Source organism: Thermomonospora umbrina (assembly GCF_003386555.1).
GTDB lineage: Bacteria > Actinomycetota > Actinomycetes > Streptosporangiales > Streptosporangiaceae > Thermomonospora > Thermomonospora umbrina.
The window spans coordinates 1,202,293-1,217,003 of the sequence record NZ_QTTT01000001.1 but is presented as its reverse complement, the minus strand read 5'-3'; the positions used below and the strand labels follow the sequence as shown (position 1 = coordinate 1,217,003).

The following is a 14,711-nucleotide window of genomic DNA, read 5'->3' as shown; positions in this document are numbered from 1 at the left end:
CTCACATCCCGTTGGAGTTGCATACTTCAGGACAACGGTCCCGTAAATCGATACGCGCCATGAGCGGGGAACGCGAACCCGCTCCTGATGCCGATCCTTTCGCTCCTCCCTGGGGCGCCGCTACCCACCCATGACTCGGCTACGGCCCACAGGCCGTTCTTTCGAACCATGCGAGAAACGAGGTCTTCGGATGAGGAGTCGTCTGCTCCACCACTGGACACCGGTCCTGGCCACCGTGCTGGCGCTCGGCCTCACGTCGGCCTGCGGCGGCTCGGACGCCTCCGACAAGGCCGCCGCCGACGCCGCCACCGAGGCCGCCAAGGCCCGGGTGGCGGGCAACCCGGCCCTGGCCGCCCTGGTCGCCGCCGCGAAGAAGGAGGGCGCCCTCGACCTCAACTGGGGCCTGCACGGGCGCGACGCGGCCAAGACCCTCACCGACACCTTCAACAAGGCGTACGGCATCAACATCAAGGTCACCCTGACGCCGGACCAGAACATGCCCGGCAACGCCGCCAAGCTGACCCAGCAGTACAAGGCCAAGTCGCCGTCCTCCACGGACGCTTTCATGGGCAACGCCGAACTCACGCTGGGCGCAGGGCCCAAGGGCACCGACGCACTGGAGAAGGTCGACTGGGAGAAGATCGCGCCCTGGACCAAGGGGCTGGCGACGTCCGACGGCGTCGCCCTCACCATGCTCGACCAGCTCTCCGGGTTCACGTACAACACCAACCTCATCAGCGAGGACGAGCTTCCCAAGACGGCCCTGGACGTTCTGAAGCTCAAGAAGCCCGTCGCGAGCACCCCTTACGCCGCGCAGTTCAACGTGCTCGGCGTCAAGGAGGCGATGGGCATGGACGGCGTCAAGTCGTACCTGAAGAGCTTCAAGCCCGCCGGCTACTTCGGCTGTGGCGAGCTGAGCCGGCTGGCCTCCGGGGAGTTCGCCGCGTTGTGGATCTCCTGCGGCAAGAACCTCGCCGAGGTGTACGCCGACCAGGGCGCCCCCCTCAAGACGGCGATCCTCAAGGACGCGGCGGTCATCTCCCCCTGGTACATGTCGGTGCCCAAGAACGCCCGGCACCCCAACGCCGCCAAGCTCTGGGCGTCCTGGCTGACCACGCCCGAGGCGCAGGCACTCCTGTTCAAGCAGGAGTTCGCGGACAGCAGCAAGGTCGCCGGCAGCCGCACCGGCAAGCAGATCGCCGAGTACAGGGCGCAGGGGGTGCGTTTCACCGAGGTCAGCTACGAGTTCGCCGCCGCGCACCCGGAGCTGTACAACCCGAAGTTCAAGGGTGAGCTGATCAAGCTCCTGACGGCCAAATGAGCATGGACACCCTGAAGTCCGAGGAGACGGGCCGGGCGACGCCCCCGGACCCCTCCTCGGCCCCCGGACGGCGGCGGCCGCGGCGGCCGTCGCCGACGGGGGTGCTGGCGGCGGTCATGACGGTCCCCGCGATCTGCGTGGTGGGGCTGCTGGCGCTGGTGGTCTACCTCGGGTTCCGGGCGCACGGTTCGCCGGACGGCGCGCTCACCCTGGACAACTACACGTCCCTGTTCGGCGACTCCCAGGTCTGGGAGGTCGTCCGCAACACCGTCATCTACGTCGCGGTGACGCTCGTCGTGGCCCTGTTCTTCGGCACCGCCCTGGCGCTGCTGGTCGAACGGACCGACTTCGGGTGGGAGCGGACGATCAACACCGCGATGGTGCTCCGCATCCTGATCCCGGGCTTCTTCACCGCGATGGGCTGGATTTTCCTCTTCCATCCCCGGATCGGGGCCGTCAACCAGTGGCTGATGGACTGGTTCGGCCTGGAGAAGGGGCCGATCAACATCGTGTCCCTGGCCGGGATGGGTTTCGTTGAGGGCCTCAGCCTGTCGGCGCTGGTGTTCATGATGGTGTCCGGCGGTCTGCGGTCGCTCGACGGGTCGCTGGAGGAGGCGGCCCGGGCGTCGGGCGCGGGCCCCTGGACGGTGCTGCGGCGGGTGACGCTGCCGCTGGTGTATCCGAGCCTGATCGGCGCGAGCCTGTTCGCCGCCACCATCGCGATCTCCTCGCTGGACATTCCGCTGATCATGGGGCTGTCCAACCGGGTCCACGTGTTCAGCAGCTACCTGTACGTGGCCACCAACCCGTCCACGGGTGTCACCGAGTACGGGGTGCCCGCCGCGTTCAGCGGGGTCATGATCCTGCTGGCGGTCGGCTTCAGCGTCTGGTACATCCGCTCGCTGCGGTCGGCCCGCAAGTACCAGGTCGTGACGGGCAAGGGCTACCGGCCGGCGAAGATCCGGCTGGGGCGCTGGAAGTGGGCGGCGTACCTGTTCGTCATCGGCTACTTCCTGTGGTCGACGGTGCTGCCGATGCTGATGGTCGTGTGGATCTCCCTGCTGCCGTTCGTGCAGGCCCCGTCGGCGAAGGCGCTGGAGACGGTGTCCTTCGACAACTACGCCAATCTCGACTGGGACTACGTGCTCCGCGGGCTGGAGACCACGGTCAAGCTGATGGTGCTGGCGCCCACGTTCGCCGTGCTGGTCAGCCTGATGTTCTCGTTCCTGGTGGTGCGGTCGCGGCTGCGGTGGCGGTACGGGTTCGACTTCGTGGCCTTCCTGCCGCAGGCGGTGCCCAGCACCATCTTCGCGTTCGGCGCGCTGATCGCCGCCCTGTACTGGACCGACGGTTGGTACAGCCTGTACGGCACCCTCGCACTGCTGATCGCGGTGATGGGCCTGGTGCAGGTCGCCTTCGGCACCCGGATGTTCAACGCCGCGCTGATGCAGATCCACATCGAGCTGGAGGAGGCCGCGGCGATGTCCGGGGCCTCGTCCTGGGCGACGGTCCGGCGGATCACGCTGCCGCTGCTGCGGCCGGTGGCCACCTACACCTGGCTGTGGCTGGCGCTGCTGAGCCTGCGGGACCTGACGGTGCCGACCTTGCTGGGCTCCCAGGACACGCTGACCCTCTCGGTGGCCTCCTGGACGCTGTTCAACAGCGGCCAGGTCGGCGCGTCCTCCGCGGTGACGTTGCTGATGATCGGCTTCATGACCCCGGTCGTGGTGCTGTTCCTGCTGCTCACCGGGGGTCGTTCGGCCGAGGGCGCCGCCCGCGGCGGGTGACCCGTCCGTCGCCACGTTCCACCTGAGCACGTTCCACACGAGAGCGAGATCAACCGATGACAGCGACAGCCGGCGGCACGCGGCCGCTCGCGGTCGAGGGCCTGCGGAAGCGGTTCGCCGACCGGGACACGACGGTCAAGGCCGTCGACGACGTGAGCTTCGAGATCAGGGAGGGCGAGCTGTACACCCTGCTCGGGCCCTCCGGATGCGGCAAGACCTCGACGTTGAGGTCGGTCGCCGGGCTGGAACGCCCGGACGGCGGCCGCATCATCATCGACGGGTCCCTGGTGACGGGCGGCCCGGACGAGGTGTTCGTCCCGTCCAACAAGCGCGACATCGGCATGGTGTTCCAGAGCTACGGCATCTGGCCGCACATGACGGTGTACGACAACGCCGCCTTCCCGCTCCAGGTCGCCAGGCCCCGGCCGCCCAAGAAGGAGATCAGGGAACGGGTCGAGCAGGCCCTGGCCGCCGTGCACCTGGCCGGGTACGAGGGCCGGGCGGCGACCCGGCTGTCCGGCGGTCAGCAGCAGCGCCTGGCGCTGGCCCGCGCCCTGGTGCGCCGACCCAAGCTGCTGCTGTTGGACGAGCCGCTGTCCAACCTGGACGCCAAGCTGCGGCAGGCGATGCGCGCCGAGCTGTCCTCGCTGCAGCAGCAGCTCGGGATCACCGCCCTGTACGTCACGCACGACCAGGCCGAGGCGCTGAGCATGTCCAGCCGCATCGCGGTGATGTCGGCGGGCCGCATCGTGCAGGAGGGCACCCCCCGCGACATCTACCAGCGCCCGGCGACCCGCTTCGTCGCGGACTTCGTCGGCACCACCAACCTGCTCCAGGGGAAGGTCACCGGGAGAGAGGGCGGCGGCACGCGGGTGGCGACGGACGTGGGCGAGCTGATGGCCCCGCCGACGCCCGGGGTGAAGGCCGGCGACACGGTCCTGCTCGCCGTGCGCCCGGAGTCGGTGCGGCTGCACCTGGACGAGCCGGGGCCCGCCGCCAACGTCGTCCGGGGCGAGGTGGACCGGGTGATGTTCGTCGGCGAGTGCGTGGACTGCCATGTCCGCGTGGGCGACGCCACCTGGGTCACCCGGCAGCAGCCCCATCTGGCGGCGGGGCCGGGCGACCGGGCGTGGCTGGAGCTGCCCGCCGAGGGCCTCTCGATCATCCCCGACCCGCATTGACCGGCGACGGCCGGCACTTCTAAGCTGTGTAGCAAATAGCAGGATATGTGACCTGTTATTCAGGACATCAAGGATCAGGGGGTCCGCTCATGCAGTTCGTCTCCTACCTCGACGCGGACGGGTCCGAGGCCGTCGGCCGGGTCGAGGGGACGCGCGTGCACCGACTGCGGGGCCTCGACCGGATCGACGCGACGGTGACGCCCGAGCGCCTGCGCGACGCGGAGGCCGACCCCGCCGGCGTCGATCTCGACGGGCTCGCGCTGCTCCCGGTGGTGCCGCGACCGGGCAAGGTGCTCTGCGTCGGCCTCAACTACCGGTCGCACATCGACGAGACCGGCCGCGAGCTGCCGACGTACCCGGTGTGGTTCCCCAAGTACGCCTCCAGCCTCATCGCCCACGGCGAGGCGATCACGCTGCCGCCGGAGTCCGCGCAGGTGGACTACGAGGCCGAGCTGGCCGTCGTCATCGGCCGGAGCGGGCGCCGGATCACCCGCGATCAGGCCCCGGACCACGTCCTCGGCTACACCGTCGCCAATGACGTGACCATGCGGGACTTCCAGTACAAGACCCACCAGTGGATGCAGGGCAAGGCGTGGGACCGTTCCACGCCGCTCGGCCCCGTCCTGGTGACGCCGGATGAGATCGACCCGGCGGACCTGGACATCGCCCTGCGCCTGAACGGGCGGGAGATGCAGTCCTCGCACACCTCGCTGCTGATCTTCGACATCCCGGAGTTGATCAGCGTCGCCTCGCGGTTCGCCCGGCTGGAGCCCGGCGACGTGATCCTCACCGGCACACCCGGCGGCGTCGGCTTCCGCCGCGACCCGCAGGTCTTCCTGGCCGACGGGGACGTGGTCGAGGTGGAGATCGGCGGGATCGGCGTCCTGCGCAACACCGTCCGCGCCGAGGTTGTGGCATGAGCCCCGTGGACGTCCGGATCCTGTGCCCCGGCCAGAACTGGATGAACATCGGGAGCCTGATCGCCAACGGCATGGGCGGTTACGGCAGCACCCTGCCCGAGGGGTCGACCATCGCGGCGGTCACCGGCACGCCGCCCGCCGCGATGGCGATGGACGGCCCGCGCCTGGTCGCCGAGGGCCGCTTCCAGCTCGCGATCACCACGCCGTCGTGGAGCCTGGCGCTGGCCCGCGAGGGCCGGGGGCCCTACGACGAGCCCCTGCCCGTGCGCGCCCTGGCGAACTTCACGCACGACGACCGGCTGGCGCTGGCGGTCCGGGCGGAGACGGGTGTCACGAGCCTGGCGGACATCGCCGAGCGGCGCCTTCCCCTCAAGATCTCCATGCCGACCCGCGACCAGGGCCATCCGGCCCGCTGGGTGATGGACGAGATCTTCGCGATGCACGGGTTCTCGCAGGAGGACCTGGAGGGCTGGGGCGGCGAGATCCTCCGCGACCGGCCGCGCTCGCAGAACTCCCCGGACGTCGTCCCGGCCGACCCGTCGTTCGACGCCGTCTTCGACGAGGCGATCATGACCTGGCGCTGGCGGAGGTTGACCACCATGTACGACCTGCGGTTCCTGCCGCTGGAGCCCTGGGTGCTCGACCGCTGCGCCGACCTGGGCATGCCGGCCGGGGTGATCGAGAAGGGCCGTTTCCCCGGCGTGGACGCCGATGTCCCGACCCTCGACTTCTCCGGCTGGATCCTCTACTGCGCCGAGGACCTGCCGGACGAACTGGCCCGGCTGGCCGTCCGGGCCCTGGACGAGCAGCGGCAGAACGTCTCCGACCGTTTCACCGGCCCCACCGCGGCGATGACCGGCCCTGTCGACATGCGGCGGATCTGCCGCGACCTGCCGGTGCCGCTGCACCCCGGGGCCGAGGGCTACTACCGCGACCAGGGCCACCTGTCCTAGTCCCCCGACGAGGAGGATCGACCATGGGAACCGTTCACGAGCATCTCGAGACCTTCCCGTTCGACGCGGCGCCCCGCGTCTTCGAACGCAAGGAGGAGCTGCTCCTCGCCGAGCCGCTGCCCGCGCCGATCAAGAGGTACCGGGACCACCCGCCGATCGAGGTGGTCCACTTCACCCCGACGTACGTGGAGCAGCCCTTCGCGCACCCGCGCGGCGTGTACGAGAGCGAGTTCCTGCGCGTCGAGTGGCAGACCATGAACAACCGGCAGCCGTTCTACCACCGCAACTGCGACGTGGACGAGATGTCGTACCAGGTCTGCGGCGAGCGGACGCTGATGACCGACCTGGGCACCGCCGAGCTGAGGACGGGCGACTTCTCGCGCCTCCCGGTGGGCTGCGCCCACGACAACTACGGCCGCGAGGACATCCACCTGCTCTTCTACACGCCGGCGCCCGTCGCCGAGCTGATCTCGGAGGACCGGAGGGCCGGGCTGGTGATCCCGGCGTTCCCGGGGTGGGAGGCCGAGACCGTCAACGAGCTGATCACCGAGTGCCTCGGCGGGCCGGGCAACGACATCGTCATGGCGCCGGCCGACGAGCGACTGATCCTGGAGCAGGTCGAGCGCGAGGCCGAGCCGCTCAAGGTGCTGCACCCCGAGGCCACCGCCCCCGGGACCACCTGGCTGTACCGGTCCGGGCTGATCAAGATCGGGCGGGCGTACGCGGAGTCGTCCGACGGCCGCGTCTACCGCCGGGTCCGCAACGCCGAGGAGATCCAGTACCAGATCAGCGGGCACCGGACGCTGGTCACCCAGCGCGGCACGCTGCTGCTGGAGCCCGGCGACTTCGTCCGCATCCCGGTCGGCGTCGCGTTCACGAGCATCCACCCCGAGCCGAGCGCCCACATCACGCTGTCGTCCGCGCGGGAGGTCCCGCAGGTCTCCGAGGGCACCCGCCGGGGCGAGCGCCTCCCGGTGGCGGAGCTGGACCGGCTCCGTGAGGGGATCGGCCGATGAACCTCATGCTCGCCGCCCGGGCCTACGAGGGCTCCGACGAGCTGCGGCTGGAGAAGCTGCCTGTCCCCGAGCCCGGCCCGCAGGACGTGGTGATCAAGGTCGCCTCGGCGGGACTGGCCCCCGGGATGATGAGGCTGAAGGCCCGGGGCGCGTTCAAGCACCTGCCCACCACCCCCGGCCACGAGGTCGCCGGGACCGTGACCGCCGTCGGCGACGAGGCCGACGCGACGCTGCTGGGCCGGCTCGTCCGGTTCGACTCGGTGCTGTCGTGCCGGGAGTGCCGCTACTGCCGCACCGACCGCGAACAGATGTGCGCGGAGTCGGCGATGATCGGGCACGCCGCGTTCGGCACCGGCTCGCTGGAGCTGTACGCCCGCTACCACGACGGCGGCCTCGCCGAGTACGTCCGGGTGCCGTCCTGGCTGGTCGACGTGCTCCCCGACGGGGTGAGCGCCGACGTCGGAGCCAAGGTCCACGACTTCGGCAACGCCGTTCGCGCGCTGCGCAACGCCGAGGTGCCCGAGGGCGGCACCCTCGTGATCACCGCCGCGACCGGCACCATGGGCACCGCGTCGATCAAGCTCGCCCCCTTCTACGGCGCGGGCCGGCTGATCCTGGTGGGCCGCTCCGCCGAACGGCTGGAGGCGCTGCGCCCGCTGGCCGGGGACCTGCCGGTCGAGACCGTCGCGCTGGACGACCTGGACGACGGCTGGGAGAGCGACGGGGGTCTGACCCGGCGGCTCCGCGAACTCGTCCCGGCCGGCCCCGACGCGGTCGTCGACTACCTGCCCCAGGGTCCCGGCACCGGCCAGGCCATGGGGTCGATGGCCACCGGCGCCACGCTGGTCCACATGGGCGGCAACGGCACGCCGCTGCCGTTCGACGTCCGGACGATGATGCACCGGTGCTGGCGGTTCGTCGGCACCCGCTCGTGCACCCGCGGCGACACGAACGCCGTGCTGGACCTGCTGGGCTCGGGCCGCCTCCGGGTGGACGAGCTGATCACCCACCGGTTCGCGCTCACCGACGTCAACGACGCCCTGGCCGCGATGGAGGACCGGACCGAACCGATGTGGATGACCGTCGTCCGCCCCGAAGGAGAAGAATCATGAGCCGTCCCCCCGCACCGTCGCTCGGCCGTTCGCTCACCCTGCACATGCTGGGCGACTGGGGCACCGCCAACCTGCACCGGGTGTGCGGCTGGCTGGGGCAGGGGCTCGCCGACCGCAGCGGCCCCCACACCCGCACCCCGATCTGGAACGGGCGCGGCTACGTCGACAACGTCTGCGCCGTGGGGCGCGGCGAGGTCGACCTGGCCATGGTCACCCCCGCCGCCTTCGTCGTCCCGGCCCTCGACGGGCGCGGCGCGTACGAGGGCGAGGCGTTCCCGCACCTGCGCGCCATCGGGGCCGTCCCGCACCGCGACCGGATGGTGGTGGGCGTGCGGCGGTCGCTGGGGATCTCGACCTTCGAGGAGCTTCGGGCGGCGAGGCCCGCCCTGCGGCTGGCCACCTCGTTCAATGACGGCGTCAACCACGTCGGCACCGCCGCGCACGAACTGCTCGACCGATCCGGCGTGGACGTCGTCGGCTGGGGCGGCGTGTTCGTCGAGGACGAGCGGCCCTTCGAGAGCTTCGACCGCGTCCGGAACGGTGAGGCGGACGCCATCGTCCACGAGGCGATCATGCTGCCCCACTGGCAGGACATCGGGGCCGACCTCACCTTCCTGCCCGTGGAGCGGACGGTCCTCGACGGGCTGAACGCGGACTTCGGCTGGCCGGACGCGACACTGCCGGCGGGCTTCTTCCCGGACTCGCCGGAGCTGCCGACGCTGGACTTCAGCGACTTCCTCATCGTCGTGCGCACGGACCTGCCCGACGACGTCGCCTACGCGTTGGCGTGGCTCCTCGGCGAGACCCGCGACCTGCTGGAGCGCCAGTACCGGCACCTCCCGCCGGAGCGCAGCCCGCTCACCTATCCGCTGGACCCGCCCACGATGGGCCGCACGCCGATCCCGCTCCACCCCGGCGCCGCCGGCTACTACGAGGCGCTGTCCTGATCATCCGAGACGTCCGAGACGTCCGAGACGTCCGAGAAAGGAATCTACGAGCATGGCCGACACCGCCACCCAGTGGCTCACCGTCGACACCGCCGACGGGCCGATGCGGGTCTACGCGGCCCGGCCCGAGGTCCCGTCGGGACGCACCGTCGTGGTCCTCCAAGAGGCCTTCGGCGTCAACGAGCACATCCAGGACATCGCCCGCCGGTTCGCCGCCCGGGGCTTCCTCGCGCTGGCACCGGACCTCTTCCACCGCACCGGCACCGAGGAGCTCTCCTACGAGGAGCACTCCGAGGCCCTCGGACTGATCAAGCAGATCGGGCCCGACCAGATCGTCGCCGACGTGCGCGCGGTCCTGGACGGCCACGACCTCGCCCGCACGGCGATCGTCGGGTTCTGCTTCGGCGGCCGGGCGGCCTTCACCGCCGCCGCCGCGACCCCCGGCCTGGGGGCGGCCGTCGTCTTCTACGGGCCGGGCATCGCCGCGGGCCCGTACGCCGTCCTCGACCGGGCGGGCTCGATCACCGCGCCGCTGCTGCTGCACGTGGGCGAGGAGGACCCGACGATCCCCGCCGACCAGGTCGCCGCGATCGACGAGGCGCTCGGCGACGCCGGGGTCGACTTCGAGCAGCACGTCTACCCGGGGGCGGGGCACGCGTTCGCCTGCGACGCCCGGCCGCACATGTTCCGCCTGCGGGCCGCCGAGACCGCCTGGGAGCGCACCCACGCGTTCCTCGACCGGCACCTGCCGCCGAAGACCACCTGAGAGGGGTCCGATGAACGAACGAGGGCTTCCCGTTCTGGTGGTCGGGGCCGGGCCGGTCGGGCTGACGGCCGCGAACCTGTTGGCCGGGCGCGGCGTGCCCGTCCTCCTGGTGGAGCGCAACGCCACCACCAGCGACGAGGCCAAGGCGATCAGCCTGGACGACGAGTCGCTGCGCTGCTTCCAGGCGGTCGGGCTGGCGGACACGGTGCTGGAGATCGTCGTCCCCGGCACCGGCACCCGCTACTACGACCGCCACGGCCGCTCGCTGTTCCACGCCCGGGGCCCGGAGCCGTACCGGTTGGGTCACCCGTTCAAGAACCAGTTCGCCCAGCCGGAGCTGGAGCGGGCCCTGCTGCAGGCGCTCAAGGACGAGCCCGAGGTGGAGATCCGCTTCGCCACCGAGCTGATCGCGCTCACCGAGACCCCCGAGGGCGTGACCGCGCATCTGCGCTCGACGGACTCCGGCGAGACCATGGACACGCAGGTGAGCTGGGTGCTGGGCTGCGACGGCGGCCGCAGCACCGTCCGCGAGCTGCGCGGCATCGACATGACCGGCAGCAGCCACCGCGACGTGTGGCTGGTCGCCGACACCACCGGCGACGAGCACGACGAGCGGTACGGCATGCACGTCGGCAGCCCCGACCGGCCCACCGTCATCGTCCCGGGCCGCGACGGCCGCTGCCGGTACGAGTTCCGGCTGCGGCCCGGCGAGGGCTCGGGCGGCACCAGGCCGGACTTCGCGACCATCAAGCGGCTGGTGGCGCCCTACCGGGACATCACCCCGGACCAGGTGGAGCGCTGCACGAACTACACCTTCAACGCGGTGGTGGCCGACCGGTGGCGCGACGGCCGGTGCTTCCTGCTCGGCGACGCGGCGCACATGATGCCGCCGTTCGCCGGTCAGGGCCTCAACTCCGGCATCCGGGACGTGGCCAACCTGGTGTGGAAGCTCGCCGAGGTCTGGCACGGCCGCGCCGGCGACCGCCTGCTCGACACGTACGAGACCGAGCGCAGGCCCCACGCGACCGCGATGGTCGCCTTCAGCGAACGGCTCGGCCGGGTCGTCATGACCACCGACCGGCGGCGGGCCCGCGCCCGGGATGCGATCGTCCGCGCCCTGCTGCTCACCGCTCCCGGCCGGCGGTATCTGGCCCAGATGCGGTTCCGTCCCCGCTCCGTCCACACCGAGGGGCTCGTCCTGCGCACCGGGGACCCGGCGGACGGCATCGTCGGGACCCAGCTCCCCCAGCCCCGGGTGCTCGTCCCTCCGAGCCTTCGGGCCCGGCTGCTCGACGAGGTGCTCGGCGAAGGGCTGGCCGTGCTGGGGGTGGACGTGCCCGCGTCCGCCTGGGAACGCCTCGCGCTCCCCGGCGAGTGGGCCGTCCAGTGCATCGACGTCGTCCTGGGGGATCGGCTGCCGCGTCCTCGCGGCGAGCGCCTGGCCGTCGCCGACGCGGACGGACGGTTGGAGACGGCGCTCGGCGCGGCGCGCGGCCGGTTCGTCCTGGTCAAGCCCGACCGTTACGTCGCGGCGGTCTTCACGCCCGACCGGGCGGCGCGGGTGCGGGCCATGCTGGGCTCGTACCTGACCGTCCCCGCGGAACGATGACCGTCCCGCACGACACCGAGGGGGCCCGCGAGCTGGCGGTCCAGGCGAGCCGCGCGCTGGCGGCGGCGGGGCAGCGGGACATGGTCTGGGGCCATGTCTCGGTCCGCGACCCCGGCGGCGACGGCATCTGGATCAAGGCTCCGGGCTGGGGGCTGGAGGAGGTCCGCGACGACCTCCTCCAGCTCGTGTCGTTCGACGCCGAGGTCCTGGTGGGGGAGGGCGCGCCGCACAAGGAGTGCCACATCCACCTGGAGATCCTCCGCCGGAACCCGGACCTGCACTGTGTCGTCCACACCCATCCGCAGGCCGCGGTGGCGTTCGCCGCGCTGGGCACGCCGCTGCTCCCCATCTCCCACGAGGGCGCGCTGTTCGGGGGCGCGGACGTGCCGCGCTTCGAGGAGACCGGTGGGCTCGTCAGCACCCCGGCGCTCGGCCGCGCCCTGTCGGCGGCCCTCGGAGACGCGCCCGCCGCGCTCATGCCCCGCCACGGGCTGGTCGCGGCGGGGGGGAGCGCGGCGGCGGGCGTGATGCACGCGGTGCTGCTCGACAGAGCCTGCCGGGTGCAGCTCGCGGCGATGGCCGCCGGGCCGGTCCGGGTGTTCTCCGACGCCGCCGAGGCGCGGGCCAAGCGCGAGGAGTGCTGGCCGGAGAGCCAGTTGCTCGCGGGATGGGGCCATCTGCTCCGCAAGGGCGGCGACGGCCCCTGAACGGCGCGGGAGCCGGTGCCGTGGCGGCACCGGCTCCGCCGTTCACGCCCTGCCGGTCACTGGACCGGCTGGTAGGCAGCGCCCCCCTCGGCGAGCAGCCGCTCGGCCTCGGCCCAGATTTCCTCGGGGCTCTGGTCCAGGTTGATCGTCTTGCGGAACGGCTGGCGGACGTCGCGCTCGAGCCGCAGGTAGACCTCGTTGCGGTTGCCCTCGGGGTCGAAGAAGTAGATGCCGAAGGCGTTGCCGTGGGTGACCTCCTGCTGGACCTTCACGCCCTCGTCCCGGAAGCGGTGGTGGAAGGCGATGATGTCGTTCAGCGACTCGACGCGCCAGGAGATCTGGTGCTGCTGCTTGGCCCCGATCTCGGCGGTCCGGCCGAGCTGGAGGACGAACTCGTGGTGCTCCTCCTCCGGGCGGGAGCTGAAGAACACGATGCCCAGATCCGCGTCCTCGTCGGTGACGGTCAGGCCCAGCATCCGCTCGTAGAAGTCCCTCATCAGCGGCAGGTCGTTGACCCAGAGCCCGGTGTGTCCCAGTTCGGCGATGGCCATGCGATCCTCCTCGTGTCCTGTTTTGCAGGAAGTTCATCCTGTATTTTGATACGAGACTACGAAACCAGGGCAGGCCGGGTCAACGCCCCGTGTCGTGGGCGTTCGGCCGGACGGCGTCAGTCGCCGGCGGAGGGGATGGAGGTGGTGGTGTGCGCGCGGATCAGGCGCATCGCCTCGGCGCGGTCGCGGCGCTCCAGCGCGTCGACGAGGTCGGCGTGCAGCCGGTGCCGCTCCCGGACGTACTCGGGCAGCGGCCGGTCGCCGGGCAGCACGGACCGGGTGTGGCCCTCGATGACGTCGAGCAGCATCCCGTACAGCGACCGCAGCATCCGGTTCGGGCTCAGCTCGGCGATCGCGGCGTGCAGCCGCCAGTTGGCGCGCACGAACGCGACCGCGTCGCCCGCCTCGGCGGCCTCGGCCATCGGCGTGAGCCGCTTGCGCAGCACGGCGATGTCGGCGGGGGAGGCGTGCGCCAGCGCGTCCTCGACGAGCAGCGGGTCGAGCGCGTCCCGGATGCGGACGGCGTCGGCCACCGAGGTCCGCTCGGCGTCGAGGGCGAGCACCGAGTTGCCCAGCCGCACCATGGGCGACTGCTCGGCCACGAAGAGCCCGCCCCCGGGGCCCGGCCGCACCGCCACCAGTCTGCGCGCCTGCAGCAGGCGCAGGGCCTCGTTGAAGGTGCTCACCGACACCCCGCACAGCGCCCGCAGCTCCTGCTTGGTGCCCAGCCGCGTCCCGGGCTCCGCGCCCGCCGCCAGCTCGGCGATCCGCCCGGCGGCCGTCTCGGCCCGCGAACGGACGTCGCCCGGACGCCACCGGCCCTCGTGCCGGGCCCCGGGGACCTCGCTGTCGTCGACGGTGGCCACGCGCTCTCTCCCTCGGACGGAATTCGTCATGACGATCCTAGCCGGCGGTCTTGACGTCGCCCACTGCGGCGACGGATCATCAACCATAATCATCATGATGAATTAAGGAGGTCCTCCGTTGCGCATCGCCAACCTCGCCGGCCGTCTCGTCCTGATCACCGACGCCGGCCGCGCCGTGGACGTCTCGGCGGCCAGCGCCGGGCTGTTCGACCCCGCCCCGCAGGCCGTCTACACGCGGTGGGCCGAGTTCCGCGCGTGGGCCGACGACGCCGACCTGCCGCCGGGCGTCGGGTTCGAGGTCTCGGACCTCGGGTCGCCGGTGCCCGCCCCGCGCCAGCTCATCGCGGTCGGGCTGAACTACCGCGACCACGCCGACGAGTCCGGGTTCGCCGTGCCGGAGGGGCTGCCGCCGGTGTTCACCAAGTTCGTCTCCAGCATCACCGGCCCGGTGACGACCGTGAGGCTGCCCGAGGGCGGCCACACCGACTGGGAGGTCGAGCTGGTCGTGGTCATCGGCTCCGAGGCCCGCAACGTGGCCGAGGGCGACGCCTGGGGCCATGTGGCGGGTCTGACCGTCGGCCAGGACATCTCCGAGCGGGTCGCCCAGATGGCCGGGCCGGTGCCGCAGTTCAGCCTGGGCAAGTCGTTCCCGGGCTTCACCCCCATGGGCCCCTGGCTGGTCACCCCTGACGCCGTCGCCGACCCGTCCGACCTGGGGCTGCGCTCGGAGATCAACGGCGAGCAGGTGCAGAAGGGCCGCACCCGCGACCTGGTCTTCTCGGTGCCCGCGCTGATCGCCCGGCTGTCGGCGGTCCTGCCGCTGCTGCCCGGCGACGCGATCTTCACGGGCACCCCGGCGGGTGTCGGCTTCGGCCGCAGCCCGCAGCGCTGGCTCGCCCCGGGCGACGAGCTGGTGAGCACCATCGACGGCATCGGCGAACTCCGCCAGACCTTCGTCGCCTGAGGAGGGGCGCG

14 protein-coding genes are annotated in these 14,711 nt (G+C 71.7%); 12 read left to right on the top strand and 2 right to left on the bottom strand.

Annotated elements, in window-relative coordinates:
• Positions 1-190: 190 nt before the first annotated feature.
• From DFJ69_RS05265 to DFJ69_RS05215, 11 genes are all read left to right on the top strand, one after another.
• Complete coding sequence (locus DFJ69_RS05265) at positions 191-1,321, top strand: ABC transporter substrate-binding protein (protein ID WP_116021430.1); 1,131 nt, start codon at positions 191-193, stop codon at positions 1,319-1,321.
• Entirely contained in the window at positions 1,318-3,108 is a 1,791-nt protein-coding gene (locus tag DFJ69_RS05260; protein WP_245974038.1) for an ABC transporter permease, read from the top strand. Before DFJ69_RS05265 ends, DFJ69_RS05260 begins: the two co-directional genes overlap by 4 nt.
• A 56-nt stretch (positions 3,109-3,164) precedes the next feature.
• On the top strand, positions 3,165-4,289 hold the full coding sequence (locus DFJ69_RS05255) for an ABC transporter ATP-binding protein (RefSeq protein ID WP_116021428.1): 1,125 nt from the start codon (positions 3,165-3,167) through the stop codon (positions 4,287-4,289).
• An 89-nt stretch (positions 4,290-4,378) separates the two neighbouring features.
• Positions 4,379-5,209 carry a fumarylacetoacetate hydrolase family protein gene (locus tag DFJ69_RS05250; protein ID WP_116021427.1) on the top strand — a complete coding sequence of 277 codons (831 nt, stop codon included), beginning with the start codon at positions 4,379-4,381 and terminating at the stop codon, positions 5,207-5,209.
• On the top strand, positions 5,206-6,162 hold the full coding sequence (locus tag DFJ69_RS05245; RefSeq protein ID WP_245974037.1) for a TAXI family TRAP transporter solute-binding subunit: 957 nt from the start codon (positions 5,206-5,208) through the stop codon (positions 6,160-6,162). Before DFJ69_RS05250 ends, DFJ69_RS05245 begins: the two co-directional genes overlap by 4 nt.
• 23 nt (positions 6,163-6,185) lie before the next feature.
• Positions 6,186-7,178: a hypothetical protein gene (locus DFJ69_RS05240; protein ID WP_116021426.1), complete on the top strand. Its 993-nt coding sequence runs from the start codon at positions 6,186-6,188 to the stop codon at positions 7,176-7,178.
• A complete protein-coding gene (locus DFJ69_RS05235) occupies positions 7,175-8,290 on the top strand; it encodes an alcohol dehydrogenase catalytic domain-containing protein (RefSeq protein WP_116021425.1) in 1,116 nt (371 codons plus the stop codon). Before DFJ69_RS05240 ends, DFJ69_RS05235 begins: the two co-directional genes overlap by 4 nt.
• Positions 8,287-9,237, top strand: coding sequence for a TAXI family TRAP transporter solute-binding subunit (locus DFJ69_RS05230; protein ID WP_116021424.1), 951 nt, complete (start codon positions 8,287-8,289; stop codon positions 9,235-9,237). Before DFJ69_RS05235 ends, DFJ69_RS05230 begins: the two co-directional genes overlap by 4 nt.
• A gap of 52 nt (positions 9,238-9,289) precedes the next feature.
• Positions 9,290-10,003 carry a dienelactone hydrolase family protein gene (locus DFJ69_RS05225; protein ID WP_116021423.1) on the top strand — a complete coding sequence of 238 codons (714 nt, stop codon included), beginning with the start codon at positions 9,290-9,292 and terminating at the stop codon, positions 10,001-10,003.
• 10 nt (positions 10,004-10,013) lie between these two features.
• Positions 10,014-11,612: a bifunctional 3-(3-hydroxy-phenyl)propionate/3-hydroxycinnamic acid hydroxylase gene (locus tag DFJ69_RS05220; protein WP_116021422.1), complete on the top strand. Its 1,599-nt coding sequence runs from the start codon at positions 10,014-10,016 to the stop codon at positions 11,610-11,612.
• Entirely contained in the window at positions 11,609-12,319 is a 711-nt protein-coding gene (locus DFJ69_RS05215) for a class II aldolase/adducin family protein (protein ID WP_116021421.1), read from the top strand. The genes DFJ69_RS05220 and DFJ69_RS05215 overlap by 4 nt, the downstream gene beginning before the upstream one ends.
• Positions 12,320-12,375: 56 nt before the next feature.
• Here the strand turns inward: DFJ69_RS05215 and DFJ69_RS05210 are convergent, their stop codons facing one another.
• Together DFJ69_RS05210 and DFJ69_RS05205 are read right to left on the bottom strand one after the other, a co-directional pair.
• Positions 12,376-12,870 (bottom strand): VOC family protein, encoded by a 495-nt coding sequence (locus tag DFJ69_RS05210; protein WP_116021420.1) that lies wholly within the window; start codon positions 12,868-12,870, stop codon positions 12,376-12,378.
• Positions 12,871-12,986: 116 nt separating this feature from the next.
• The gene (locus DFJ69_RS05205) at positions 12,987-13,736 is read right to left on the bottom strand and encodes a FadR/GntR family transcriptional regulator (RefSeq protein ID WP_245974034.1); all 750 of its coding nucleotides are present in this window, start codon (positions 13,734-13,736) and stop codon (positions 12,987-12,989) included.
• A gap of 118 nt (positions 13,737-13,854) precedes the next feature.
• Here DFJ69_RS05205 and DFJ69_RS05200 point away from each other — a divergent pair, with 118 nt between their 5' ends.
• A complete protein-coding gene (locus DFJ69_RS05200; protein ID WP_116021418.1) occupies positions 13,855-14,700 on the top strand; it encodes a fumarylacetoacetate hydrolase family protein in 846 nt (281 codons plus the stop codon).
• The last annotated feature ends 11 nt before the right edge of the window (positions 14,701-14,711 follow it).